The 24,089-nt window shown below is 67.0% G+C and carries 19 protein-coding genes; 9 read left to right on the forward strand and 10 right to left on the reverse strand.

Annotated features, from left to right (window positions below; all coding sequences use genetic code 11):
* Positions 1-166 precede the first annotated feature (166 nt).
* Positions 167-3,514 (reverse strand): polysaccharide deacetylase family protein, encoded by a 3,348-nt coding sequence (locus WC729_RS00940; protein WP_372848599.1) that lies wholly within the window; start codon positions 3,512-3,514, stop codon positions 167-169.
* Positions 3,515-3,813: 299 nt separating this feature from the next.
* On the opposite strand from WC729_RS00940, the gene WC729_RS00945 reads away from it, so the two are divergent.
* Genes WC729_RS00945 through WC729_RS00955 form a run of 3 tightly spaced genes read left to right on the forward strand, consistent with a single transcriptional unit; the run spans position 3,814 to position 7,827 of the window.
* Complete coding sequence (locus WC729_RS00945; protein WP_372848601.1) at positions 3,814-4,269, forward strand: (2Fe-2S)-binding protein; 456 nt, start codon at positions 3,814-3,816, stop codon at positions 4,267-4,269.
* 49 nt (positions 4,270-4,318) lie between these two features.
* Positions 4,319-6,490: a molybdopterin cofactor-binding domain-containing protein gene (locus tag WC729_RS00950; protein ID WP_372848603.1), complete on the forward strand. Its 2,172-nt coding sequence runs from the start codon at positions 4,319-4,321 to the stop codon at positions 6,488-6,490.
* Entirely contained in the window at positions 6,487-7,827 is a 1,341-nt protein-coding gene (locus WC729_RS00955; protein ID WP_372848605.1) for a cytochrome c, read from the forward strand. The genes WC729_RS00950 and WC729_RS00955 overlap by 4 nt, the downstream gene beginning before the upstream one ends.
* Positions 7,828-8,109: 282 nt before the next feature.
* Here the strand turns inward: WC729_RS00955 and WC729_RS00960 are convergent, their stop codons facing one another.
* The gene (locus WC729_RS00960; RefSeq protein WP_372848607.1) at positions 8,110-9,378 is read right to left on the reverse strand and encodes a dicarboxylate/amino acid:cation symporter; all 1,269 of its coding nucleotides are present in this window, start codon (positions 9,376-9,378) and stop codon (positions 8,110-8,112) included.
* 183 nt (positions 9,379-9,561) lie between these two features.
* On the opposite strand from WC729_RS00960, the gene WC729_RS00965 reads away from it, so the two are divergent.
* From WC729_RS00965 to WC729_RS00980, 4 genes are all read left to right on the forward strand, one after another.
* Positions 9,562-10,212, forward strand: a complete 651-nt coding sequence (locus WC729_RS00965) for a DsbA family oxidoreductase (RefSeq protein ID WP_372848609.1) — start codon at positions 9,562-9,564, stop codon at positions 10,210-10,212.
* Positions 10,213-10,552: 340 nt separating this feature from the next.
* Positions 10,553-11,335 carry a CDP-alcohol phosphatidyltransferase family protein gene (locus tag WC729_RS00970; protein WP_372848611.1) on the forward strand — a complete coding sequence of 261 codons (783 nt, stop codon included), beginning with the start codon at positions 10,553-10,555 and terminating at the stop codon, positions 11,333-11,335.
* Positions 11,332-12,420: an inositol-3-phosphate synthase gene (locus WC729_RS00975; RefSeq protein ID WP_372848613.1), complete on the forward strand. Its 1,089-nt coding sequence runs from the start codon at positions 11,332-11,334 to the stop codon at positions 12,418-12,420. Before WC729_RS00970 ends, WC729_RS00975 begins: the two co-directional genes overlap by 4 nt.
* On the forward strand, positions 12,417-13,121 hold the full coding sequence (locus WC729_RS00980; RefSeq protein ID WP_372848615.1) for an NTP transferase domain-containing protein: 705 nt from the start codon (positions 12,417-12,419) through the stop codon (positions 13,119-13,121). Before WC729_RS00975 ends, WC729_RS00980 begins: the two co-directional genes overlap by 4 nt.
* 10 nt (positions 13,122-13,131) lie before the next feature.
* On the opposite strand, the gene WC729_RS00985 is transcribed toward WC729_RS00980, so the two are convergent.
* Positions 13,132-13,395 carry a hypothetical protein gene (locus tag WC729_RS00985; protein WP_372848617.1) on the reverse strand — a complete coding sequence of 88 codons (264 nt, stop codon included), beginning with the start codon at positions 13,393-13,395 and terminating at the stop codon, positions 13,132-13,134.
* Positions 13,396-13,515: 120 nt separating this feature from the next.
* Here WC729_RS00985 and WC729_RS00990 point away from each other — a divergent pair, with 120 nt between their 5' ends.
* Positions 13,516-15,432, forward strand: a complete 1,917-nt coding sequence (locus WC729_RS00990; RefSeq protein WP_372848619.1) for an asparagine synthetase B — start codon at positions 13,516-13,518, stop codon at positions 15,430-15,432.
* Between the two features lie 406 nt (positions 15,433-15,838).
* Here the strand turns inward: WC729_RS00990 and WC729_RS00995 are convergent, their stop codons facing one another.
* From WC729_RS00995 to WC729_RS01025, 7 genes are all read right to left on the reverse strand, one after another.
* Positions 15,839-16,687 (reverse strand): helix-turn-helix domain-containing protein, encoded by an 849-nt coding sequence (locus WC729_RS00995; RefSeq protein WP_372848621.1) that lies wholly within the window; start codon positions 16,685-16,687, stop codon positions 15,839-15,841.
* A 31-nt stretch (positions 16,688-16,718) separates the two neighbouring features.
* On the reverse strand, positions 16,719-17,531 hold the full coding sequence (locus WC729_RS01000) for a DUF4198 domain-containing protein (RefSeq protein ID WP_372848623.1): 813 nt from the start codon (positions 17,529-17,531) through the stop codon (positions 16,719-16,721).
* Between the two features lie 2 nt (positions 17,532-17,533).
* Positions 17,534-17,989, reverse strand: coding sequence for a hypothetical protein (locus WC729_RS01005; RefSeq protein WP_372848625.1), 456 nt, complete (start codon positions 17,987-17,989; stop codon positions 17,534-17,536).
* On the reverse strand, positions 17,989-18,561 hold the full coding sequence (locus tag WC729_RS01010) for a HupE/UreJ family protein (protein ID WP_372848627.1): 573 nt from the start codon (positions 18,559-18,561) through the stop codon (positions 17,989-17,991). Before WC729_RS01010 ends, WC729_RS01005 begins: the two co-directional genes overlap by 1 nt.
* A gap of 11 nt (positions 18,562-18,572) precedes the next feature.
* Positions 18,573-19,769: a hypothetical protein gene (locus WC729_RS01015; protein WP_372848629.1), complete on the reverse strand. Its 1,197-nt coding sequence runs from the start codon at positions 19,767-19,769 to the stop codon at positions 18,573-18,575.
* Positions 19,766-20,728: an alpha/beta fold hydrolase gene (locus tag WC729_RS01020; protein WP_372848631.1), complete on the reverse strand. Its 963-nt coding sequence runs from the start codon at positions 20,726-20,728 to the stop codon at positions 19,766-19,768. The genes WC729_RS01015 and WC729_RS01020 overlap by 4 nt, the downstream gene beginning before the upstream one ends.
* A gap of 94 nt (positions 20,729-20,822) precedes the next feature.
* Positions 20,823-22,961, reverse strand: a complete 2,139-nt coding sequence (locus WC729_RS01025) for a TonB-dependent siderophore receptor (protein ID WP_372848633.1) — start codon at positions 22,959-22,961, stop codon at positions 20,823-20,825.
* A gap of 142 nt (positions 22,962-23,103) precedes the next feature.
* Here WC729_RS01025 and WC729_RS01030 point away from each other — a divergent pair, with 142 nt between their 5' ends.
* Positions 23,104-24,081: an MBL fold metallo-hydrolase gene (locus WC729_RS01030; RefSeq protein WP_372848635.1), complete on the forward strand. Its 978-nt coding sequence runs from the start codon at positions 23,104-23,106 to the stop codon at positions 24,079-24,081.
* The last annotated feature ends 8 nt before the right edge of the window (positions 24,082-24,089 follow it).

Below are 24,089 nucleotides of genomic sequence, written 5' to 3' on the forward strand. Positions count from 1 at the left end.
TGGATCAGCGGTAAAATTGCGTCATTCGAGCATGTTTTTCCGCTGTTATGCAGTAACAGGGAAAACATGGCCCAAGGCACTGGTATCGCATGCAAAAAATACCACTGAAATCCAACATAACAGCGGAAGAAAAAAAGGGTATCGAAACGGGTACGAAACGAAGACTTCAGTTCGCCGTCATCCGCCCCGTCCGCGCCAGCTTGCCCCATCCGACCCGCGGGCCGCGCAATGCCTGGGCGATCGCCTTCAGCACCACATAATACATCACCTGCCGGTACCCGATGCGCTGCGGGATCAGCAGCCACAACAGGCTCCATTTCTCCCGCCGCTCCAGCGCGAAGGCGATCACCGCCGCGAGCATGTCGATCGCAGTGAACACCAGCCAGTAGATCAGCATCTTCTCGACATCATGCTGAGTCTGCGCCCAGCCATGCGCCTCGACCGAGATCCAGGTCATGACGAAGCTGAGGATCAGCGCGAGATCGATGATCGGCGAGATCGCCGCAAGCACGATCTGGAACACGATCGCCTGGGGCAGCCCAACCCGAGCCAACCCCTTGGGCCGCCCGCGCGCCATCACCACACGGTGCTTCCACAGGCATTGCAGTGTGCCGTACGCCCAGCGGAACCGCTGCTTGGCGAGACCGGCGAAGCTTTCCGGGCTCTCGGTCCACGCCACGGCATATTGATCATAGGTGACCTTCCAGCCGGCGCGCTGGATCGCGATCGTCAGGTCCTGGTCTTCGGCCAGCGTGTCGTCGGGATAGCCGCCGACACTCTCGATCGCTGACAGCCGCCATGCGCCGACCGCGCCGGGCACCACCGTCATCGCATCGAGCCGGGCCAGCGCGCGCCGCTCCAGATTCTGCGCGGTGATATATTCGAGCGCCTGCCACTTCGTGACCAGGTTCACCCGGTTGCCGACCTTGGCGTTGCCAGCCACTGCGCCGAGCGCCGGATCGACGAACCAGCGCGCCAGCCGCGAGATGGTGCGCGGCTCGAACTGCGTATCGGCATCGAGTGCGATGACGATCTCGCCCGTCGCCAGCTTCAGCCCTTCGTTCAGCGCGCGCGCCTTGCCACCGTTCTGCAAGGTCAGCAGCCGCACGCGGGGCTCGTCGGCAAAGGCTTCGGTCACCACCGCGCTGGTGCGGTCGCTCGATCCGTCGTCGATCACGATCACCTCGATCCGCACATCGACGCTGGCCAGCACGCCGTGCACCGCGCGCACGATCACCGTCTCCTCGTTGAACGCCGGGATCATCACGGTGACGAAGCGGTTGGGGTCGATCGCCGGGAAGATCGTCCGGCTCTCGCGCCGCGCCTGGATCAGCGCCAGCGCCGACAGCGTGACTGCCCGCAGGATGCCGATGCTGATCGCGAACAGGAAGATCCAGCCAAGCGCGGTGATGGTCGCGCCGATCGTACCGAAGATGAACAGGTCGGTCTCGGCCGCCACCCGGTCGCTCTCGGAAATGACCGGCATCGCCACGTCGCGCGGGATTCCCGCCAGGGTCGAAACCGGCACGAACTTATACCCCTTGGCCCGCAGCGTCTCGATGATCACCGGCAGCGCCGCGACCGTCTGTGCGCGGTTGCCGCCCGCGTCGTGCAGCAGCACGATATTGCCGCTCCGCTCGATATTGGACGCCTCCACCCCCGCAACGGTCAGGTCGATGATCGTCTGCACACCCGGCCGTTTCCAGTCGCCCGGATCGACGTGCAGCCCAACCGAGGTATAGCCCCGGTTCTGCGCCTGCAGGGCGGGCTCGATTTCGTCCGCCGTGGTCGGCTCGGCATCCCCGAAATAGGGCGCGCGGAACAACCGCAGGGACCGTCCGGTAAAGGCCTGGAACAGCCGCTGGGTGGTGTTGAGCTGGAACGCCGTCTCGCTGTCGGTCGCGCCGGCCAGATTGGGATGGGTATAGGTGTGGCTGCCCACCTCATGCCCCTCGGCCACCATGCGTTCGAGCAACGGCCGCTCGGTCAGCGCATTCTCGCCAATGATGAAGAAGGTCGCGGGCACATGCTCGCGCTTCAGGATGTCGAGGATACGCGGGGTCCATTCCGGATCAGGCCCGTCATCGAAGGTCAGCGCCACCTCGCCCGGCTTGTATCCGGTCCGCGCCACGACATAGGGCGATGGCAACCGGACGAAGTCGACTGACGCCAGCGACCCATCCTTCGCCGCGACCGCATGCCGCACACCCTCCACCGGCACGCCCGCGATCTTCAAGATCTCGCCGCTGCCCTCGATATCGACATCGGTGCCCGCCGGGATCGCATCGATCGCCGAGGGCGCCGGCAGGGTGCGGTGCGTGCGCCCGAAGATCGACCACAAGCCCGGATCCTCCGACCCGAGCCGCCACACCGCCACCGCGCCGATCCCGGCGCGCGACAGGAAACGCATCTGATTATAGGCCGACGCCGCGTCGAGCATCCACACGACGTGGCGTTCGCTCCCTTCCTCATAGGCGAACCCGCTATTGCCGCTCGCCCGGTCGAACACCGGCATCGCGCTCGATTCCCGCGCCGCCTGCCAGCCTTCGTCGACCGCCAGCGGATCGCCGCCCTTGCCGTGCCAGTCATAGCCGTAATTGCCGATCGCCACGACCAGCTTGGACGGCGCGACACCCCGCGACGCGCGCGCGACTGCCTGTTCGAACCAGGCTTGCGACGCGATCGGCCCGGCCTCGCCGCCCAGCTCATGCTCGTCATACGCCATCAGGAACACGCGATCGACGATGGCGGCATAGGACTTCACGTCCCAGCCCGAATCCTCGCCGACCGGCACCGCGATCGCGACGATCCAGCCATGCCGCCCGAACCGTGCCTTGGCCTCGCGCAGAAAGGCGCGGTAATCGGGCTGGGCACTCGGCGGCAGTTCCTCGAAATCGAAAAAGGCGCCGCCGGCCTGGTTCGCCGCCAGCCAGGGCTCGAGCTTGTCGAGCAACGCGCGGCGCTGCACCGGGCTGTCGAGCAGCGCCGCCATGCCCTTGCCGTCCCAATTGCCCTGGATCGCGTTCTGGATCATCGGCAGCAGCAGCGGCCGGTGCGGCGCGCGGTTGAGGATCGCCCGCCCCGCCTGATCGCGAAACACGGTGATGCGGTGGTCGGCGCCCGTCACCGACACCCAGCCGGGGATCAGCCAGTCGAGATCCTCGATATGCCGGCGCAGCGAGGCCGCGCTCGATTCGTCCCACGGCACATGGAAACCGATCGCGATCGGCGCATTCTCGCGCACGCCGCGCGCCGGACGGCCGGTCAGCAGCCGGGCATAATGGGTGAAGCCGTGCCGCGCACGCTTCAGCAGCGGCTCGTGCGGTGGCGGCAGGCGGATCAGCGCGGGATGCTCGACATCGACCGGCAGCAACGGCGCGCGCGGTACGGCCCCGATCGACAAGGCCAGTGCCGCGAAGGACAGCAGCACCAACGCCACGAACGCCCCGACCGCAAATGCGAAGCGCCGGCGCCGGCGACCAGAAGCGTCGTAGAAGATCGGAGTCAGGTTCATGGGGTTCCCGGAGAAGTCGTCGTCGTCAGATGGCGGCTATTTCATCTTCGTCATGGCAATGAGCCCTCGATTACATGACAAATCTGTCATCTCTCGGCCATCATGCAAAGGTTTGCGTTGGGGCCTGGCGTGAGAGGACGCAGGTGGCGGCTTTTTCCACACCCCATCCGATGGTATGATGGACGCGGTCCCGGATACGGACGTAGCCTCGGGACGGAAGGCAGGCGCTTCGCCTGCGCGTCGCCGGCACTTTGCGGGCGGCGCCCATGGCCGGCCAGGGTCGGCGACAAGGGGGCGATATGCTCAAGCTGACGGTCAACGGTGCGGCGCATGAGGTGGACGCTCCGACGGACATGCCCTTGCTCTGGGTCCTGCGCGACCTGCTTGGCCTCACCGGCACCAAGTTCGGCTGTGGCATCGCGCAGTGCGGCGCCTGTACCGTTCATGTCGACGGTGCACCCTTGCGCTCCTGCCAGCTCCCCGTCGGCAGCCTCGGCACCCGCGCCGTCACCACGATCGAGGCGATCGGCGAGACCCCGGCCGGCGCACGCGTCCAGCGCGCCTGGCTCGATCATGAAGTCATTCAGTGCGGCTATTGCCAGTCGGGCCAGATCATGGCCGCTGCCGCCTTGCTCGCCGGCACCCCAGCGCCCGACGACGCCGACATCGATGCGGCCATGTCGGGCAATATCTGCCGCTGCGGCACTTATGTCCGCATCCGCGAGGCAATCAAGAAAGCCGCCGCCACACCCTGAGACTCGTCGACCTTCGCGCCCCAGTCCGCTTCTACAAGGTCCTTCGCCCATGCGTCTCTTCATTGATCCCGCGTCCACCGGCTCAAGCCTCTCCCGCCGCACCCTGCTTCAGGTCGGTGCCGCAGTCGGCGGAGGCCTGATCGTCGGCTTCATCGCGCCGGGCATCGTCGCGGCCGACGCGGCGACGCCGGGTTTCGCGCCCAACGCCTTCATCCGCATCGACCCCGCCGGCAAGGTCACGCTGGTGATGCCCCAGGTCGAGATGGGCCAGGGCGTCTACACCTCGATCTCGATGATCCTCGCCGAGGAGCTCGACGCGGACTGGCGCCGGGTCGTCTATGAGCACGCCCCGCCCAGCGACGCGCTGTACGGCAATCCGGTGTTCGGCCTGCAGGCGACCGGCAATTCCAATTCGATCCGCGCCTTCTGGTTGCCGTTGCGCAAGGCCGCCGCGGGCACTCGCGCGATTCTCGTCCAGGCCGCGGCCGCCGGCTGGAAGGTCGATCCCGCGAGCTGCCGCACCGAAGCGAGCGAGGTGATCCACGACCTGACTGGACGCCGCATCGGCTATGGCGCGCTCACCGGTCGCGCCGCCGGGTTGAAGCCGCCGGCCGATCCGCCGCTCAAGGATCCCAAGGACTTCCGCCTGATCGGCAAGCCGCTCCGCCGGCTCGACACCCCGGAAAAGGTCAACGGCCAGGCCAAATACGGCATCGACGCGATGCCCCCCGGGGTGAAGTTCGCTACCTTCGCGCACTCCCCCGTCTTCGGCGGCACGGTCGGCCAGGTCGACGACAGCGCGGCGAAGCTGGTGCCCGGCTTCCGCCAGGTCGTTGTGCTGGACGATCTGGTCGCCGTGGTGGGCGATCATATGTGGGCCGCGCTGCAGGGCCTCGCCGCGCTGAACATCACCTGGAAAGAGGGCGCCAATGCCGGCGTCGACACCGCCCAGGTTCGCGCCAATCTGGTCAAGGCCAGCCAGCGCCCGGGCGTCAACGCCAAGAATATCGGCGATGTCGTCAAAGCGCTCGGCAAGGATCCGATCGAGGTCACCTATGACGTGCCCTTCCTCGCCCATGCGGCGATGGAGCCGATGAACTGCACCGTGCACATCACGCCCGGCGGCTGCGAGATCTGGACCGGCATCCAGGTGATGAGCCGCGCCCAGGCGGTCGCCGCCAAGGTCACCGGCCTGCCGCTCGACAAGGTCATCGTGCACAATCACCTGCTCGGCGGCGGCTTCGGCCGGCGGCTCGAGGTCGACCAGGTCGAAAAGGCAGTGCGTATCGCGCAGCAGGTCGATGCGCCGGTGAAAGTCGTGTGGAGCCGCGAGGAGGATATCCAGCACGACGTCTATCGCCCGGCGTGGCACGATCGGTTCAGCGCAACGCTCGAGGACGGCAAGATCGCCGCCTGGCACCATGTCATTACCGGATCCTCGGTGCTGGCGCGCTGGCTGCCGCCCGCTTTCGTCAACGGCCAGGATTTCGACGCCGTCGATTGCGCACAGGACATGCCGTACGACATCCCCAATTTCCGGGTCGATTTCGTGCGCGAGGAACCACCCGGCGTGCCGACCGGCTTCTGGCGCGGCGTCGGCCCGGCGCACAATGTCTTCGTCATCGAAAGCTTCATCGACGAGCTGGCACACAAGGCGGGCGTCGACCCGGTGCAGTTCCGCATGAACATGCTGGGCAAGGCCCCCCGCCTCCAGGCGGCGCTCCGCGTCGTCGCGCAGAAATCGGGCTGGGGCGGCCCCCTCCCCCCGCGCGTCGGCCGGGGCGTCGCGGTGCAGCCCGCCTTTGCCAGCTGGATCGCCACGGTCGTCGAAGCCGGGGTCTCCGAAGACGGCGAGGTCACGCTGCGCCGGGTGGTCTGCGTCGTCGATACCGGGATCGCGGTAAACCCGGACACGATCATCGCGCAGCTCCAGGGCGGCATCGTCTTCGGCATGACCGCAGCGCTGCACGGCGAGATCACGATCGAGAAGGGCCGGGTGCAGCAGAGCAATTTCCACGATTATCGCATGCTCCGCATGAACGAGACGCCTGCGATCGAAGTGCACATCATGCGCAGCGGCGAGGCGCCGGGCGGCATCGGAGAAGCCGGCACCGCCATTTCGATGGCGCCGCTCGCCAACGCCATCTTCGCCGCGACCGGCAAGCGGCTGCGCCGCCTGCCGATCGACCGCGACATATTGGCCGGGAGGAAAGACGCATGAGCCGCCGTCGTATCGTGCTGAGCGTCGTCGCCACCATCGCGGTGGTGGGCGCAGGAATCTTGGCCTGGATCGCCTTCGGGCCGGGGGCGATGGATTTCGCCGGCGGGCACCGCGTGTCGCTGGCGGAATATCGCGGCCCCGACGTGACCGGCGTGCCCGCCGATTTCGCCTCGGCCGATCCCGTCGCGCGCGGCAAGTATCTGACGCTCGCCGCCGATTGCCAGGCCTGCCACACCGCCAAGGGCGGCGTGCCCTTTGCCGGCGGCCTGCCGTTCAAGCTGCCCTTCGGCACGATCTGGTCGCCCAACATCACCCCCGACAAGGCGACCGGGATCGGCGGCTGGACCGATGCCCAGTTCCTCGCTGCGCTGCGCGAGGGCAAGGGCCCCAAGGCGCATCTCTACCCGGCGATGCCCTACAGCGCCTATACCTGGATGACCGACGCCGATGCGCTCGCGATCCGCGCCTATCTCGCCACGCTCGCGCCGGTGAAGCGGCAGCGGCCCAAGCTCACCTTCTCGTTCCCGTTCAACCAGCGCTGGCTGATGTCGATCTGGGGCGGGCTGTTCAACCCGAACCGCCGCTTCGAGCCGAACACCGACCGCAGCCCAGAATGGAACCGCGGCGCCTATCTCACCGAGGCGCTGGCGCACTGCGGCGAGTGCCACACACCGCGCAACCTGATGCAGGCGCTCGACAACCGCCGCAAATATGCCGGCGCCGTCGCCGCCGGCTGGCGCGCGTTCAACATCACCGCGGACAAGGCGACCGGCGTCGGCGAGTGGAGCGAGACCGAGCTCGTCCAATATCTCTCGCAAGGCCACGCCCCCGGCCGCGGCACCGCCACCGGCCCGATGGGCGAGGCAGTCGATCTCAGCCTGCGCCACCTGACGCCATCGGACATCGCGGCGATGGTCACCTATCTCCGCAGCGTGCCCGCCGTCTCGACGCCCGACCAGCCCCATCCGGCCTCCAGCCCCGCGCCGGGCGGCCATCGGCTGGCGGCCGCGGACGAGGCAGCGCCGCTCGGCAAGAAGATCTTCGAGGGTGCGTGCATCGGCTGCCATGCGTGGAACGGCAATGGCGCGCTGACCGGCCTCGCCACGCTCAACGGATCGCGCGCGGTCAATGACCCGGAGGCGACCAACGTCGCGCAGGTGGTGATCCTCGGCGCGCGGCGGCACACGGCGCAGGGCGATATGGTCATGCCGGCCTTCGGCCACGCCTATAGCGACGCGGAGATCGCCGCCGTCGCGAACTATGTCACCGCCCGCTTCGGGTCGAAGCCGTCCAGGGTGACGCCGAAACAGGTCGCGACGCTGCGCAAGGCGACCTGACCTCCCTCCCCAGGCGTCTGCAATCCGTGGCATAAAGTTCCGGCGATAGAGACGCGCCGATTGAGACCGGCAAAGGGTGACATGCCAGATCCCATGGCACGGTTGAATCGCCCGCGCTGACTGGGCCGTGGGGACGAGCGGCGGGAGATATGGGACACCACCTGTCCCATATCTCCCGCTGCTCGTCGAAACGAGATATTCACATAATATCTTTATATATCAAATATTTAATAGAGGCCACATCGCCAGATGCGAGACTCGGGGATCGTCGAACGCCGAGCTCTATCCGGAGATGTCCCGCAGCCCGGCAATCTCCGCGGGCCCACTCTCCGTCCGCCGGCCGATCAGCCGCGACGTGCCGGCCGCGACCGCAAGGTCGGCCGTCACATTGCAGACGGTCAGGAAGATATCCGGAATGGCGATCACCGCGAGCCACAGCGGCAGGAAGCCAAGCGGCGCTCCCACCACCTGCATCGCCGGCGCGTCGGCGGCATAGAGCACCGCGGCCGCCGGCAACCCGGCCACGCCGACATTGCTCAGCACGATCATCAGCGCCGCCATCGCATATAGCGCGGCGGACGGATGGATACCGGCCACGGTGCTCGCGAAGACGCAGACCACGCCGCCCGAAATCGCGGTGCCGAACCGGAAGGTGCTGGCGGTCAGCGGCAGGATCGTACCAGCCAGCGCGGGCGGTATCTTCATTCCGGTTTCCGCGGCTTCGATCATCGCGGGCAGAGTCGCCATCGACGAGCAGGTCCCGGCCGCCATCGCCTGCGGCCCGATCGCTGCGGCAGCGAACAACCTCAGGTCGACGCCGGCCAACGCCGCAAAACCATAGGCCAGCCCGATCCCGCCGATCATGACGAGGACGCAAATTACCACCCCCTGTCCCAACGCGGCGGCAGCGGCGATCCCCGCCTCGCTACCGATCCCCAGCGCCAGCAGGAAGATGCCAAGCGGTGCGAACCACAGAATGCCGTGGACCATGCGCATCATCGTCTCGCCCACGCCTTGCAACAGGTCCAACAACGTGGCGCGCCGGGTCTGCGAAATGCCCGCCGCCGCAATGCCGAAGAACAGCGCAAAGATCATCAGCGGCGCCATCTGCCCGGCCGCGGCGGCTGCCACCGGATTCTCCGGAATGAAGCCGATCAGCTGCTCGGCAAAGCCGGGCAAAGGCGGCGTGGGGCCCGGTGCAGCGATCAACCCCGCCAGCGATCCTTCGGGCACCGGCCATAGTCGCAGGATCAGCCAGGTTGCGGCCATACCGAACCCCGCGCCGATCGTCAGCAGGCCGGCAAAGGCCACAAAGAGCAGGCCGAGGGTGCGGCCGCCCGACCGCGATGTCACGAAGCTGCAGATACCGCCCGCGACCATCGCGAAGATCAGCGGCACCAGCGTCATCTTGAGCGCGGCGAGCCACAGGGACGCAATCGGTTTCACCGCCGCCGCGACCGCGACGAGCGATGCATCGTGCGACATCCGGATCAGGCACCCCGCCAGCAACCCGGCCCCGAGCGCGCCCAGCAAGATCTTCGACTGCGCCATGCCGTCCCCCCATCGCTCGCGACGGTGGTGAGGCGCGCGTGCCGATCAGGTAATGGACCATGTTTGATCGGCAGCCGCAACGCGCGACCTTCGACATGGTTTTTGACACACTGGCGGTCGCCGGGATGGAATTCCCGGATCCGCACCTCATATGGGCGGTGCCGCCGCTCGATGAGGATCCCCATGCCCCGCCCGATGAAGATCGATTTCGTCTCCGACGTCTCCTGCCCCTGGTGCATCATCGGGCTGCGCGGGCTCGAGGAAGCGCTGGCAAAGACCGGCGACGTGGTCGACGCGCACATCACTTTCCAGCCCTTCGAACTCAACCCCGCCATGCCGCCCGAGGGCCAGAACATCGTCGAGCATGTCGCCCAGAAATACGGCTCGACGCCGGAGCAGTCCGCAGCCAATCGCGAGATGATCCGCGCCCGCGCCGCCGAGCTCGGCTTCGCCATGCGCGGCACCGACCAGAGCCGCATCTACAACACCTTCGACGCGCACCGCCTGCTCCACTGGGCCGAGATCGAAGGCCATCAGGCCGCGCTCAAGCATGCACTGTTCGATGCCTATTTCACTGACCAGCAGGACCCGTCGAACCATGACGTGCTGGTCGCGGCAGCGGAGAAGGCCGGCCTTAATGGAGCAGCGGCGCGCGAGGTGCTCGCGACCGGCCAATATGCCGAGGAAGTGCGCCGCACCGAGCAGCTCTGGCAGTCGCGCGGCATCAGCGCCGTGCCGGCCATCGTCATCGACGATCGCTACCTCATCTCCGGCGGCCAGCCGCCCGAGGCGTTCGAGCAGGCGCTGCGCAAGATCGCGGCAGAGGCGGCTTGAACGCCGCCGAGTCGCGGCGAAAAAAGGGGCGCGAACAACGCCGGGAGCCCCAAATCCGTTCCCGAGGGCACGCCGTCATCGATTCCGCCATTTCGGCGGGAATCCGCGCGACACCGCCGCAGAATGCCGCTTTTTCCTCCCGATCCGGCACATTCCGCCGCAACGGCCCGCCGCGAATTTCTTGTACTACATTAACATTCTTTGGACTTCGGCGCGGCGACGAATATATGACGTCCGCATGACAACGCCTCCACCGGACGGGTCGCGGGATCGCCGGATAGAGGATCCTACAAACCTCTGGATCATACACCCTGCCGGGCGCGCCCTTTTGCCCTGGGCGGTGGAGCACCGCGTCTCCGCCAATCTGGTCTCTGTCATTGGGCTCGGTTTCGGGATCATGGCGGCCGCCGCTTATGCCCAATGGCATGACTGGCGCTTCGCCCTGGTCGGTCTCGCTCTCTCGATCTGCTGGCTGATCGCCGACGGACTCGACGGGATGGTCGCCCGCGCGACCAATACCGCCAGCGCGATCGGCCGCGTCCTCGACGGCGTGTGCGATCACGGCGTGTTCATCCTGATCTACGTCGTCATCGCCACCTCGATCGGCACCGGCGAGGGCTGGGCCTGGGCCTTGGGCGCTGGCGGCGCCCATATCGTCCAGTCGAGCCTCTATGAGGGCGAACGCGCCCGCTTCCATCGCCGCGCCCGTGGGCTGGCGCGCGGACCGGTGGTACCGGGGTCGGGCAATGTCGTGGTGCGGGCCTATGACTGGATCGCCACCTCGATCGACCGTGCCTCGACCCGCTTCGACGCCCTGTTCGAGGACCGCGCCATCGCCCCGGAGCTTGCCACGGCCTATTCGGCACGGGCGACGGGGCCGATGCGGTTGATGATCCTGTTGACCGCCAATGTGCGTGTCTATGCGATCTTCCTCGCGTGCCTGGCCGGCGATCCGCGCTGGTTCTGGTGGTTCGAGCTCGTGCCCCTGTTCCTCGTCACCGCTGTCGGCATTGGCTGGCACCGCCATATCGAGGCCGTTTTGTTGCGTCAGTTCTCGGCAACCGCAGCTATGGCTGCCACGCCATTATTCTCTATTCACTCCAAGGATATCAATCGACCATGAACAGCATTCGGATCGCCCTGGTGGGCGTAGGCAACTGCGCAAGCTCGCTGGTGCAGGGCCTGGAGCATTATCGGGACGGCGCCAACGACAATGTGGGCCTGATGCACTGGGAACTCGGCGGCTACCGACCGAGCGATATCCAGGTGGTCGCTGCCTGGGACGTCGACAAGCGCAAGGTCGGCAAGGACGTTGCCGAAGCGATTTTCTCCAAGCCGAACTGCACCGCGATCTTCTCGCCGGTGGTCAAGCCGACCGGCACCAAGGTGAAGATGGGCAAGATCCTCGACGGCTTCGCCGAGCATATGGCTGATTATCCGGACGACCGCACCTTCCTGCTCGCCGACATCGCCGAGCCGACCAAGGACGAAGTCGTCGCGGAGCTGAAGGCGTCGGGCACCGACGTGCTGATGAACTATCTCCCCGTCGGCTCGCAGCAGGCCAGCGAATTCTACGCCGAATGCGCGCTCGAGGCGGGCGTCGCCTTCGTCAACAACATCCCGGTCTTCATCGCCAGCAACCCCGAATGGGCCAAGCGCTTCAGCGATGCGAACGTGCCGATCATCGGCGACGACATCAAGGCGCAGCTCGGCGCGACCATCGTCCACCGCGTGCTGACCGACCTGTTCGCCAAGCGCGGCGTGAAGCTGGATCGCACCTATCAGCTCAACACCGGCGGCAATACCGACTTCCTCAACATGTCGAACCGCAAGCGCCTCGCCTCGAAGAAGGTCTCGAAGACCGAGGCCGTCCAGTCGGTCGCGGCCGAGCGCCTGGAAGACGAGAACATCCATGTCGGCCCGTCCGACTATGTCGCGTGGCAGAACGACAACAAGATCTGCTTCCTCCGCATGGAAGGCCAGCTGTTCGGCGGCGTGCCGATGAACCTGGAGCTGCGCCTGTCGGTCGAGGACAGCCCGAACTCGGCGGGTGTCGCGATCGACATGATCCGTTGTGCCAAGCTCGCGCTCGATCGCGGCCTGGGTGGCCCGATCGACGGCGCCTCGGCCTATTTCTGCAAGCATCCGCGTACGCAGATGACGGACGATCTCGCCCAGATCGCCGTCGAGGAATTCATCGCGGCGTGATCGACACTGCGATCCTGCTCGCAGCCGGCGAAGGTAGCCGGCTGCGAGCGCTGGCACCGTACAAGCCGCTGTGCGTCGTGGGCGGCAAGACCCTGCTCGAGCATGCGATCACCGGCTTTGCGGCGGCGGGCGTTACCCGCGTCATCGTCGTGCTCGGCTATGGCGCGGATGCGATTACTGCTGCGCTCGCCGCACGCGACTGGCCGGTGGCGGTCGAGACCGTGATGTCCGAAGACTATCGCAAGCCGAACGGCGTGTCCGTCCTCGCCGCAGAAGCCGCGACGCACGGCGGCGAGGCGCTGCTCGCGATGTGCGACCATCTGGTCGATCCCGCGCTTTACCGGCTGCTTGCCGAGACCGGGGCGCAGGGCGGCATCACCCTCGGCATCGACCGGCTGCTCGAGCAGGAAGCGGTCGACATGGAAGACGTCACCCGCGTCGAGACCAGCGGCGACGCCATCGTCGCGATCGGCAAGGGTATCGAAGTGTTCGATTGCTTCGACACTGGCGTCTTCGCGATCGGCCCCGCCTTGTTCGAGGCGCTGAAGCGTTTCGAGGCGCCCTCGCTCAGCGCCGGCGTCGGTTACCTGGCTGGCCAGGGCCTCGCCCATGTGGCGGATTGCACCGGCATCACTTGGATCGATGTCGACGATCCCAAAGCGCATGTCCTGGCGGAGCGTTGGGCCGTCACCCGGGGCTGAACCGGATTCATCATCCCCCGACGTTCAGGCTATCGCAGAGCCACCTGAGAATTTCATCACCCTCGACAGATCCAGAGATCAGGCATGGATCATCCCATTCATTCTGGAACGCAAAGCTGCATCCGCCGAAGCGATATTCGGTGGATGCAGGATAATGACGTTGCTCTGGCATGCCGAAGCGATCCCGGATCGCGGAGTCGACCCCCGGCAGGTCCGAAGGTTCGAACTCCAGCGAGGAGTGGCCATTGGCCAAGGAAAGCAGGGTGATCGCCATCGTCCATGGATGCGATGACGATGGCGCGGGATCAAGCCTCCCAGATCGATGCTTCCAGCCTAACAGCCGCCGCGCTACCACCCTGCGGATGCGCCCTACTATCGCGTCCACTACCTTTCGATGACCGCCCTCGCCGGCATACTGAGCTTCGCAGGCCGCCCGGACCTGTCCGGCGCGTGCGGACGGATGCTCGGGGCTCAGCGGATCTACGGCAGCGGCAAGCCCATCTGCTGGAGTGATGGACCGCTCGCGATGGGCCGCGATCTCTATGCGACCCTGCCAGAGGACGGCTTCGACTCCGGCCCGGTCGTTCTTGAAAACGGCCGCTTCGCCCTCGTCGCAGACGTCCGCCTCGATAACCGCGAAGACCTCTGGCGCGATCTCAACCTCCCTCTGCCCGATCTCACCCGCCAGTCGGACACCGCGGTCCTGATGACCGCGCTCATCCGCTGGGGCGAAGCGGGGGTGGATCGGCTCGCCGGCGACTTCGCCTTCGCCTTCTGGGACGGCACTGCGCGGCGCCTGGTGCTCGCCCGCGACTTCCTCGGCCAGCGCCCGCTTCATTTCCATCGCGGCCGCGATTTCTTCGCCTTCGCCTCGATGGCCAAGGGCCTCCACGCCTTGCCCGAGGTCCCGCCACGACCCGATCAGGACATGGTCGCCGAATTCCTCGCTCTCCTCCCCGAGACCGGCGGGCGCAGCTTCTATGAAGGCGTGGAGCGCGCCCCGCCTGGCCATGTCATCACCGTCACCCCAACCGGCATCTCGACCCGCCGCTACTGGAACCCCGCCCCGCCCCCACTCAAGCTCCGCAACGCCGCCGACTATGATGAAGCGGTACGCGAGCAACTCGACCGCGCCGTCGCCGATCGCCTCCGAGGCGCTGGAGCCATGGCCGGCGCGCATCTCAGCGGCGGACTGGACAGCGGCGCCGTCGCCGCCACCGCCGCGCGCCTGCTTGCTCCCAGCGGGCGGCTCGCCGCCTTCACCGCAGTACCGCGCGCCGGTTACGACGGCGCCGTCCCGCGCAACCATCTCGCCGACGAAGGCCCCCTGGCCGCGGCCGTCGCAGCGCTCCATCCGAACATCGACCATATGCTGGTCCGCACCGACGGCAGGTCCCCGCTCGCGGCGCTCGACCGCAATCTCCTGCTGTTCGACCGCCCGGTGCTGAACCTGTGCAACGGCGTCTGGCTGGACGCGATCATGGATGCGGCGAAACAGCGGCGCGTGACCGTCATGCTCACCGGGCAGATGGGCAATATGAGCTTCAGCTTCACCGGCTTCTCCGCCCTGCCCGATCTCCTCGCGCGCGGCCGCCTGATCCAGGTCGCGCATCTCGCCCGGCAGCTCGGCGCCAACGGCATATCCGTGCGTAACAGCGCCGCCCATGCGCTCGGGCCCTGGCTTCCGGCCGGGCTGTGGCGCAGGCTCGACCGCGCGCGTGGCCGCCGTCTCGATCTCAACGACTATAGCGCCGTGAACCCGGCACGCGCCGAGGCTCTCAGCGCCCGCGCCGCGCAGATGGGCAGCGATTTCAGCTACCGCCCGCCGCGCGACCCCGTCGCCGCGCGGATTCACGCCCTGCAACGCACTGACCTGGGCAATTACAACAAGGGCTATCTCACCGGCTGGGGCATCGATACGCGCGATCCCAGCGCCGACCGCCGTCTGATCGAGCTGTGTCTGTCGATCCCCGCGGCCGAATATCTGCGCGGCGGCCGCCCGCGCGCGATCGCCCGCGCCGCCTTCACCGATCGACTGCCCGCCGCGGTGCTGGCGGAGCCGCGCAAGGGCCTGCAGGCTGCGGATTGGCACGAAGGCCTCGCGGCCGCGCGCGACGAGGCGGCAACGGAGATCGACCGGATCGCCGCGACGGTCGATCCATCGGGGCCGCTGGACATCGCGATGCTGCGCGATCTGATCGCGGACTGGCCAACCGGAAACTGGCACGCGCCAGCGGTCCAGGCGAAATATCGCCTTGCCCTGCTCCGCGGCCTGTCCGGCGGTCATTTCATCCGCAAGGTGCTGGGTTAGAGCGTCACCAGATCCGCACCCGTCGGTCCAGCGCCAGATAGAGCGGCTCCTCCGGTCTCACCCCGAATACCCGATCAACACAGCGCAAAGACGATCCATCCCCGCGAACGTCTTGATAAGTCAGCCATATCGACCTCAACCACATCCGCATGCGCACCATCGCTTCAGCCGTCAAGGAAGCTGGCAACCCTACCCCGAACCGCAGCGCCAGCCTCGTTCAGCGCCACCGCGCATTGCTCACAGCACACCTCGACCGGTCGCCCCCCGATCGCCACCGTCCTGCGGTCCTCGTCAAGCGGGCAATCACAAGCCGCGCAGCTGTCCTGAGCCATCGTCATCTCCATCCTCGTCGACATGGGCAGGATGGCGGCGTTCGCCGCGCGGCGCTGTCGAAATCTTCAGCGATTCAGCGCAGGCGCGTGGCGCGCTGGAATTCAGCCGGCGTCTTGCCGTAGAGCTGGCGGAAGGCCGCGCTGAAATGGCTGTGGCTGGAAAAGCCGATGTCCAGCGCCAGCATGGTCAAATCGTCATAATCCGCCAGCAGGTCGAGCGCCCGCGCCAGCCGCAGCCGCAACTGATAGCGATAGAGCGGCACGCCCTCCGCCTGGGCGAAGATCTGGGTCAGATAGACCGGCGACACGCCGACTTCCTTCGCGATCGCCGCCAGGGTCCAGCGCCGCCCGGGGTCGGCTGCGAGCAGCAGCTTGGTACGATCGACCAGCTTTTTCTGGCCGTAGGTACTGGGCAGGTCGTGCGAGGTCGTCTCGCCAAGCGATCGGCGGATCAGGGTCAGCGCCAGCGTCTCGGCCTCGAGCGTCTCGATCGCGCCCCGGCTCAACCCGTGCCGCAGCAATGCGACCAGCGCCTGGGCGCGCGGATCGATCCCGCGCCGCGCATGGCGGAACGCCACTGCCGGCCCGGTCGCGAGCTGGTCGGCCGGCGCCAGCTCCTGCAACAGCGTCCGGTCGATCGCGATCGACAGGCAGGCATCGCCCCCGCCAACGGGATGGCTGATCGCATATTCCTCATCCTCGTTGAAGAAGACGAGCTGGTTGACCTCGGCGACCGTCTCGGCGCTGCCGACATGGCGCATGAAGGCGCCGCGATAGGGATAGACGAGGTGCGTGGTCGACGCGCATTCGCTCGGCGACCGGTGACGGCAATTGCCGCGGCACTGGATGTCGCGGATCTCGACGGTCGCGGTCTCGAGCAGCAGCCGAACCGACAGCTCGTCTTCCTCTTGCGCCTCGCTCATCATCCGCCCTTAGCCGAAAATCGCGGCGGCCTCATTCGAAAATCCCGAAGCTCAGGCTGGAGAAATCGGTCTCGAAATCGGTCAGGTTGGAGCGCGGCTGCGGCCGGGTCCAGATCACGTTGAGCAGCCAGTTCCCCCGCCCCGGCATCGCGAACACCGCACGGCCATTGGCGTCGGTGCGCTGCATCGCCATCGGCTCGGCATCGTGCGCGAGGTCGGTCAGCTTGACCAAAGCACCCCCCAGCGCTCGTCCATGATAGAGCACCCGCACGGGCAACGCGCCGCCTCGCGCGCCGATCGGGCTGCGCTCGGGCACTATCTCCAGCGCCAGACCCAGTGGCCTGCTCACCTGCGCCTGCCCGCGCGGATCGACCGGGCCGACCTGCAGGATCGCCTTGGCATGACGGCTGTACTGCTCCGATCCGTCCTCGCCCGTCCGCCCGGTGCGGGCGCGTAGCGCGAGGGCCGGCGTCAGCCCCTCCACCCGCAGATAATCGTTGAAGCGGATCGCCGGCAAATGGCTCTCGGCGCGATTGTCGGTCTCCAGCACCAGCAGATGCGTGCCCGGCCCGGCCAGCGAGACCGTCGCATCGTCCGCCCCACCGGGATGCAGCCATGGCCGGAGATCGGCCCGCCGGCCATCCGGGCCGACGCTCTCGAAGCGCATGATCCGCGCGGCCGGAATCGGCGAGCGCTGGCGGTACGGCCCATGCCCAACCTGCAAGGTGAGGCTGGCCCGCACATGCTGCTCCGCTCGCCACCGCGTCGGCTGGATCCAGAAATCATGCGCGGCCGCCGCCGTCGCGGCGCAACAGGCGAGGCCCGCCAGAAAATGTTTCAGCATCGTCATTCCAGATGATCGGGCAGATAGCCCGGCGTGACGGGCAGCAGCCCAAGCGTGACGTTCAACGCCGCCACCGCGAACAGCCAGGACGCGACCACCTGCACCGCCAGCCGCCACCCGCGCCGGGCGGCGATACCGGCAAGCAACGCGCTCGCGACCAGCAACGCCAGCGACAGCAAGGTCGCGCCCGTGCCTGCATGAAGCAGCCCCGCAGCCGCTCCGGCCGCGCCCGCGACAGGTATCGGCACGCCGCGCGGCAGCCATGTGGCGCCAGCTATGGCCATGACACACACCCAGGCCATGGCATGCGACCCACCGTCGGGCACGATCGGGCCGAAAGTCGATACGAGCAGGGCTGCAGCAATCCCCGCCAGCAACGCCGCGTGCCGGCCGGACGCCCCAGCCATCAGGCCCGTGCTTACGCCGAGCAACAGCAGCGGAAGCGCCGGGTCCCGCATCACGCCAGCCCGACCAGAAAGGCCAGGCCGGCCAACCCGATCGCCCCACCGGCAACCCGGATCGTCACCTCCCCGCTCGGGCCAGCCTTCAGCAGCCCCAGCGCAATGCCGGCGATGTGAATCAACCCGGTGGCCAGCACGAACCCCAGACTGTACCCCGCCGGATCGGCCGCCGAGGGCAGCTCGCGGCCATGGGCATAGCCATGAAAGATCGCGAACAGCGCAACGATCATGATGGCCAGCCACACAGGCGCGCGGAACGCCAGTGCGATGCAGCCGCCCAGCACCAGCACCGACAGCGCGATACCGGTTTCGACCGACGGCAAGGGCACCCCCGTCATCCCGAGCATCGCCCCCACGACCATCATCAGCGGGAAAACGACCGGCAGCAGATAGACCAAGGGCCGCCCGAGAAACGCACCCCATAACCCGACCGAGGCCATGGCAAGCAGATGATCGACCCCACCGAACGGATGCGCGAAACCCGCGGCAAAGCCACCGGCCAGCCCCGTACCGCTATGTGCCTCGGCCGGCGCGGCGGCCAGGCCGAGCATCACGGCGGCCCCTATCATGACGCGCCGTCTCATCGGTCGGCCGGCGCCGGATCGGGCACCGCCAGGAATGGAAACACTGCGGTCGATGGCACTTTCTCGTCGGCATGCACGCCATCGTCGATCCCCGCCGTGGTGCCGTTCGCGATGAGCGACCGATAGACGTTCACGGCATCATAGGTGATGGACCGCCCGCCACAGTCGCCCGCGATCGCCGCCTCTCCGGCCAGCGCAGCACGCTCGACCGCGAAGAGCTGGGTGCAGGTCGACGACCGGCTATTCAGCCACAGCCGATCGTCAGCGAGCAGTGTCGCCATCGGCCAGTAACGCCGCGCCGGGGGCGCCTTGCGGTCGACCAGCAGACCGTCGCCGCAGCGCCCGTCGAACCCGTCATACAGCGCCACGCCCTTGGCGATCTCGGGCACGAACGCCCCGCTGGTGGCAGGCGTCGCGCGATTATAGCGCTCCTTCAGTGCATCGCTCTCCGCATCCGGGCCGAGCGTCGCCAGCAGCGCGTTGCCGGTCAGCGGCCGCGCCGCGCGATCGATCTGTCCTTTCGGCCCGACCGTCGCACCCCACACCGCCAGCATCGGCCCGCCGCGGTTCACCGCGCCGAGATCGATCGACACGACGATCGAGGCAGGCGTCCAGCCGCGCAGGAAATTGGTCGCCGGTTTGCCGCTGGTGTGGCGCCAGGTATCGAGGATCGTCGCCGATTGCGCTGTGCTGAAACCCGGGCATCCCGCTGCATCGTAACGCGCGCCATTCTCCAACGCCCTGGTCGCGACATTATAGGCCTCCCGCGCACCGCGGACATTGTTGAAGAACGGATCGTCGCGCAGTCCAGCAAAGACCCGGAAACGCCCGTTCGCGCTCGTAACCCCATGCTCATCGCGCGGATCGCCGGTCGCCCGGTCCTTCCCCAGCCGGCAATCCGCAGCACCAGCGCCGGCAAAGCGGCATAGCAGGTCGACCGATGCGCTGGTCGGTCCGTACCGTCCGCCGCTGTCGATATGGAAAACATAGTCGAGCCGGTCGGAGAAGCTGTGCCCGACGATCGTCATCGCCAGGTTCAGCCTGGCGCCGTCCGGGGATATCCAGGCGAACAGGTCGCCGATATCGGCACGCGGATCGGCGATCACCGTCGGAGAATCCAGGTGATCCGATGCGCGAGCGGACCCCGTGGCCAGCGCGGCAAGCAACGCCACGCATCCAATGCCGCGCCTCATGCCTTCCTCCACAGCGCATCGGCTTCTTCGGCGATCACATCCGGCCGCTCCTCGGGCCAGAACAGCTTGCTCTTCTCCAGCCGCCGCACCCCGCGCGACTGGCCTAAGCTGCGGTCGAGATAGTCGGCATTGCCGGGCGAGAAGATAGTGTCGCCCATGCCCCATATGATCCGGGTCGGCACCGGGCATTTCCCGAGCAACGGCGTGATGCCGGTCAGTGCGTTGGTCCCTTGCGCGACCGCATGCGCCTCGACCAGCCGGCGCCGCTGCGGCGTCGCGAGCAGCGGCCCGAAATACATCTGGATCGCTTCGTCGGTGGGGTTGGCGGGATCGGCATAACACAGGCCCCCGAACTGGTCGGGCGCCCGCGCCCGGTTGCGATCGGCCAGCCAGGGCACCAGCCACTGCTCGGCATAGAGCCCCTGTTTCGACAGCTCGATGACCGGCTTCATCGCGGGCGGCGGGCTCTCCAACTCAGTGTCGCAATTGGTCAGCAGCAAGGTGCGGACCCGCTCGGGATGCCGCACCGCCAGGATTTGCGCGACCGCGCCGCCGCTGTCGTTGGCAACGATGTGCACCCGCTCGATCTTCAACGCGTCGAGCAGCGAGACGATCATCGCGGCTTGGGCAATCGCGCCGAGGTCCTGCCCCGGCGCCACTTCGGTCGCGCCGAGCCCCATGAAGTCCGGCACGATGCAGCGATAGAACAGCTCGAGCTGCTCCATCGCCCCGCGCCACTGGAAGCCGCTCAGCGGATAGCCGTGCAGGAACAGCGCCTCCTCGCCCTTGCCGCTTTCGACATAGGCGATCGATCCGAAGCCGTTCCACACGAAGCGGCGAGTCCGGCTCCAGTCCGCCATGCGCTCGCGCTCTGCGCTGAACGCGGCACGTGCGGTGGAGCCAAGGCTCGCCAGCGCCACTGCGCCGGCCGCCAGTTTCAACATGTCTCTTCGGTGCATCGGGATTCGCCTGCGGTGAGTGATGCCGCCTTCAAGCGCCCCAGGCTTTTTCCCGCTGTCGGAATCTTTAGTCTTTTGCCGTTCCCCGGCTGGGTCAGAAAACGAAACTCAACGTGACGCTCGCGCTGCGCGGGGCAGCGTAGAAGGCCTGGCCCCACATCAGGCTGCCGAGATATTTCTTGTCCGTCACGTTGCGCACATTGACGGTCGCGCGCACCCGGTCGATCAGGCGGATGCCGGCCATCAGATCGACTACCGCATAGGCTTCCTGCTTCAGGATCACGTCCCCGGTGACGACGCCATAATCCTGCACATACGCATCGGCATAAGTGATCGCGCTCTGCCAGCGCAGTTGCGCGCCTAACTTCAGGTCGTTCAGCTCGGGCACGACATAATTGGTGGCGAGCTTCAGCGTCCTGGTCGGCAGATACGTCCGCACCTTGTTGCCGGAATCGTCCTCGATCTTCAGCCCGGTATAGCCGCCGCTAATGCTCCAGCGATCGGTGATCCGGCCGGCAAGCTCGATCTCGAAACCCTTCGAAATCGTGTCGACACCGGCATAACAGGTCTCCCCGATCGGCCCGTCCGGGCACGGGCCATTCAGGTCGCCATAAGTGCCGATCGCGGACGCGAGCCCCTTCTGCTTCGCCCGGAACAGCGATGCGGTGGCATAGAGCCGACCGCCGAACCACTGGCTCTTGATGCCGCCTTCGATGCTGCTGCCCGCGGCGGGATCGAGCTTGCGATTGTCGATGCCGGTCTCGACCTGCGGATTGAAGATGTCGGTATAGCTCGCATAGAGCGAGACGTTCTTCGAGAGATCGAAGATCGCGCCGACATAGGGGCTGACCGCGCTGTTGTCGCGTGACTGATCGGTGCCGTAAGAGGTCCCGCTCGATTCCAGCCACATCGCGCTGGCGCCGACCACTGCCTTCAGATTGTCCGCGACATTGAGATGTGCGGCACCGTACACCCGGGTCAGCCGGTCCGTGTAATCCGCGGCGAGATAGGCACCGGGGTAGGTCGGCTCCGCCACCTGCACTTGGCCCCAGTCCTGCACCGCCTGGAACTCGATAAGGTCCGGCGAGAAATTCTCATATTCGAGCCCGTCCGATCGCGCGGTCGACACGCCGAAGGCGAGCTGATGCTCGCGCCCGAACAGCTTGATCGGGCCCGATGCGGTGAAATCGCCGAGATACTGGTCATAGGTCGACGGATAGATGCCCGACATGCCGCCCACGCCGAGCCCGGTCGCCTTGTCCGGATAGCCATAAGCGTAGAGCAGCTTCGATTCCTCGGTGAAGCGCCTGTAGGTGAACACGCCCTTGGCCGACCAGCCGCCCGCGAAGCTGTAGGCGAGTTCGCCAAAAACGCTCTGGTCGTGCGTGTCCCAATAGGTCCAGTCGGCCGAGGTCGAGGCCGAGACCGGGAAATCGATCCGCGTGCCGTCGGTATAGGTCAGCGGCAACGCGCCCCACAGCACGCCGTCCGCGCGATTGTCCTGCCGGCTATATCCGATCGTCGCCTTCAGCCGCGACGTCGCTTCCCAGCTCAGCAGCGCGCCGTACACGTTCCGGTCGACATGATTGTAGTCGAGATAGGAATCGCGGTCCTCATGCGCGAAGATCGCCCGCACCGCGAGCGTGCCGGTGATCGGCACCGAGACATCGGCCTCGATCCGCTTCTGGTCCCAGGAGCCAAGCTGCGCCGACAGATTGGCCTGCAGCGTGTCGGTCGGGCGCTTGCGGACATAGTTGATCGTGGCGGAAGGGTTGCCGATGCCGGTCATGATCGCATTGGCGCCGCGTACTGCCTCGACCCGCTCGAACAGCGCGGTGTCGAGATCCCCGAACTGGATACCCCACAGGAGTGGCAGGCCGATCCCGTCGACCTGGAAATTGGTGATGTCGAAGCCGCGCGCATTGAAATAGGTCCGGTCGGTCTCGACCCGCTCGACATTGATGCCGACCACCTGGTTGAGCAGGTCGTTGACGTTGGTCAGCGCGAAATCGGTGATCCGCGTCCGGTCGATGATCGTCACCGATTGCGGCGTCTCGCGCGGCGTGAGGGTCAGGCCGGTGGCCGAAGCGCTCGGCGTGTCGAGCGTACCGGTGACGATGATGTCGCCCTTGTCCTGCCCGTCCTCATTCTCCGGCCCGGCGGCCAGCGCAGCCGCCGGCAGCAGGAAGCTCAGGGCAGTCGCAAGCAATGCATGTCGCACGAGAGGCTTCATTCCAACGGGTCCTTTGCTGACGTGATGCGCGGGGTCGCCGGTAGGGGAAAGTAATAATGCTAGTCAATCGCATTATCATTAGCAATAACCTCGATTGCACACGGGCTGGCGCAGCGGCCTGGGATGCGCCAGAACCGCGGCGATGCCGAAGAACCGCTACCTCGCCGCACCGCCCAGCGACCATTTCGACGGCGTCCGCTTCTTCAACCCCGGCCAGCCCGCCACCGATCGCGCGCTCTCCGAGCTGCTGCGCTGGAAATTCGGCGAGCGCCCTGCCCGCTGGCCGACGACAGTGCCGGTCGACCAGGTGCGCCCGGACCCGGCACCCGACGGACTGACCATCACCATGATCGGCCACGCCACGCTGCTGATCCAGGCCGGCGGCGTGAACCTGCTGACCGATCCGGTCTGGTCGGATCGTGCGAGCCCTCTCTCCTCCGCCGGCCCGAAGCGGGTGACCGCGCCCGGCATCGCGTTCGAGCATCTGCCGCCGATCCATGCCGTGCTGCTCAGCCACAATCACTACGACCATCTCGATCTCGCCACCTTGCGGCGCCTGCACGCCGCGCATGCCCCGCTCATGGTGATGCCGCTCGGCAATGATGCGATCGTCCGGCGCGCGATACCCGAGGCCCGGATCGCCGTCGGCGACTGGCACGACCGGATCGATCTCGCCCCCGGCCTGGCCGCGACCCTGACCCGCGCCAACCACTGGTCGGCGCGCGGCCTGGGCGACCGGCGCATGGCGTTATGGGCTGGCCATTGGCTCGATACCCCGGCCGGCTCCATCTGGTTCGCCGGCGACACGGGATATGGCGACGGCGCGATCTTCCGCGACATCCGCGCCCGCCACGGCGCGCCCGACGTCGCGCTCATCCCGATCGGCGCCTATGAGCCGCGCTGGTTCATGGCCAACCAGCACGCCAACCCGGCCGAAGCGGTGGCGATCCTGCAGGACGTCGGCGCGGCCCGCGCGCTGGGCATCCATTGGGGCACTTTCCAGCTCACCGACGAACCGCGCGACGCGCCGGTGGAAGCACTCGCGGCAGCGCTGGACACGGCGCAGCTACCGGCGGACCGGTTCGTCGCGGCGGAGGCTGGCGGGGTCTATCGGTTCTGAGCCGATAC

Origin of the sequence: Sphingomonas sp. (assembly GCF_041661825.1) — a bacterium.
Taxonomy (GTDB): domain Bacteria; phylum Pseudomonadota; class Alphaproteobacteria; order Sphingomonadales; family Sphingomonadaceae; genus Sphingomonas.

What these genes read in the sequence shown, in the direction of transcription:
- WC729_RS01030 (WP_372848635.1), top strand. Translation starts at nt 23,104, where the DNA reads ATGCCGAAGAACCGCTACCTCGCCGCACCGCCCAGCGACCATTTCGAC.
- WC729_RS01010 (WP_372848627.1), bottom strand. Translation starts at nt 18,561, where the DNA reads ATGATAGGGGCCGCCGTGATGCTCGGCCTGGCCGCCGCGCCGGCCGAG.
- WC729_RS00940 (WP_372848599.1), bottom strand. Translation starts at nt 3,514, where the DNA reads ATGAACCTGACTCCGATCTTCTACGACGCTTCTGGTCGCCGGCGCCGG.
- WC729_RS00955 (WP_372848605.1), top strand. Translation starts at nt 6,487, where the DNA reads ATGAGCCGCCGTCGTATCGTGCTGAGCGTCGTCGCCACCATCGCGGTG.
- WC729_RS01015 (WP_372848629.1), bottom strand. Translation starts at nt 19,769, where the DNA reads ATGAGGCGCGGCATTGGATGCGTGGCGTTGCTTGCCGCGCTGGCCACG.
- WC729_RS01000 (WP_372848623.1), bottom strand. Translation starts at nt 17,531, where the DNA reads ATGCTGAAACATTTTCTGGCGGGCCTCGCCTGTTGCGCCGCGACGGCG.
- WC729_RS01005 (WP_372848625.1), bottom strand. Translation starts at nt 17,989, where the DNA reads ATGCGGGACCCGGCGCTTCCGCTGCTGTTGCTCGGCGTAAGCACGGGC.
- WC729_RS00965 (WP_372848609.1), top strand. Translation starts at nt 9,562, where the DNA reads ATGCCCCGCCCGATGAAGATCGATTTCGTCTCCGACGTCTCCTGCCCC.
- WC729_RS00985 (WP_372848617.1), bottom strand. Translation starts at nt 13,395, where the DNA reads ATGGCGATCACCCTGCTTTCCTTGGCCAATGGCCACTCCTCGCTGGAG.
- WC729_RS00945 (WP_372848601.1), top strand. Translation starts at nt 3,814, where the DNA reads ATGCTCAAGCTGACGGTCAACGGTGCGGCGCATGAGGTGGACGCTCCG.
- WC729_RS01025 (WP_372848633.1), bottom strand. Translation starts at nt 22,961, where the DNA reads ATGAAGCCTCTCGTGCGACATGCATTGCTTGCGACTGCCCTGAGCTTC.
- WC729_RS00995 (WP_372848621.1), bottom strand. Translation starts at nt 16,687, where the DNA reads ATGAGCGAGGCGCAAGAGGAAGACGAGCTGTCGGTTCGGCTGCTGCTC.
- WC729_RS00950 (WP_372848603.1), top strand. Translation starts at nt 4,319, where the DNA reads ATGCGTCTCTTCATTGATCCCGCGTCCACCGGCTCAAGCCTCTCCCGC.
- WC729_RS01020 (WP_372848631.1), bottom strand. Translation starts at nt 20,728, where the DNA reads ATGCACCGAAGAGACATGTTGAAACTGGCGGCCGGCGCAGTGGCGCTG.
- WC729_RS00990 (WP_372848619.1), top strand. Translation starts at nt 13,516, where the DNA reads ATGACCGCCCTCGCCGGCATACTGAGCTTCGCAGGCCGCCCGGACCTG.
- WC729_RS00960 (WP_372848607.1), bottom strand. Translation starts at nt 9,378, where the DNA reads ATGGCGCAGTCGAAGATCTTGCTGGGCGCGCTCGGGGCCGGGTTGCTG.
- WC729_RS00975 (WP_372848613.1), top strand. Translation starts at nt 11,332, where the DNA reads ATGAACAGCATTCGGATCGCCCTGGTGGGCGTAGGCAACTGCGCAAGC.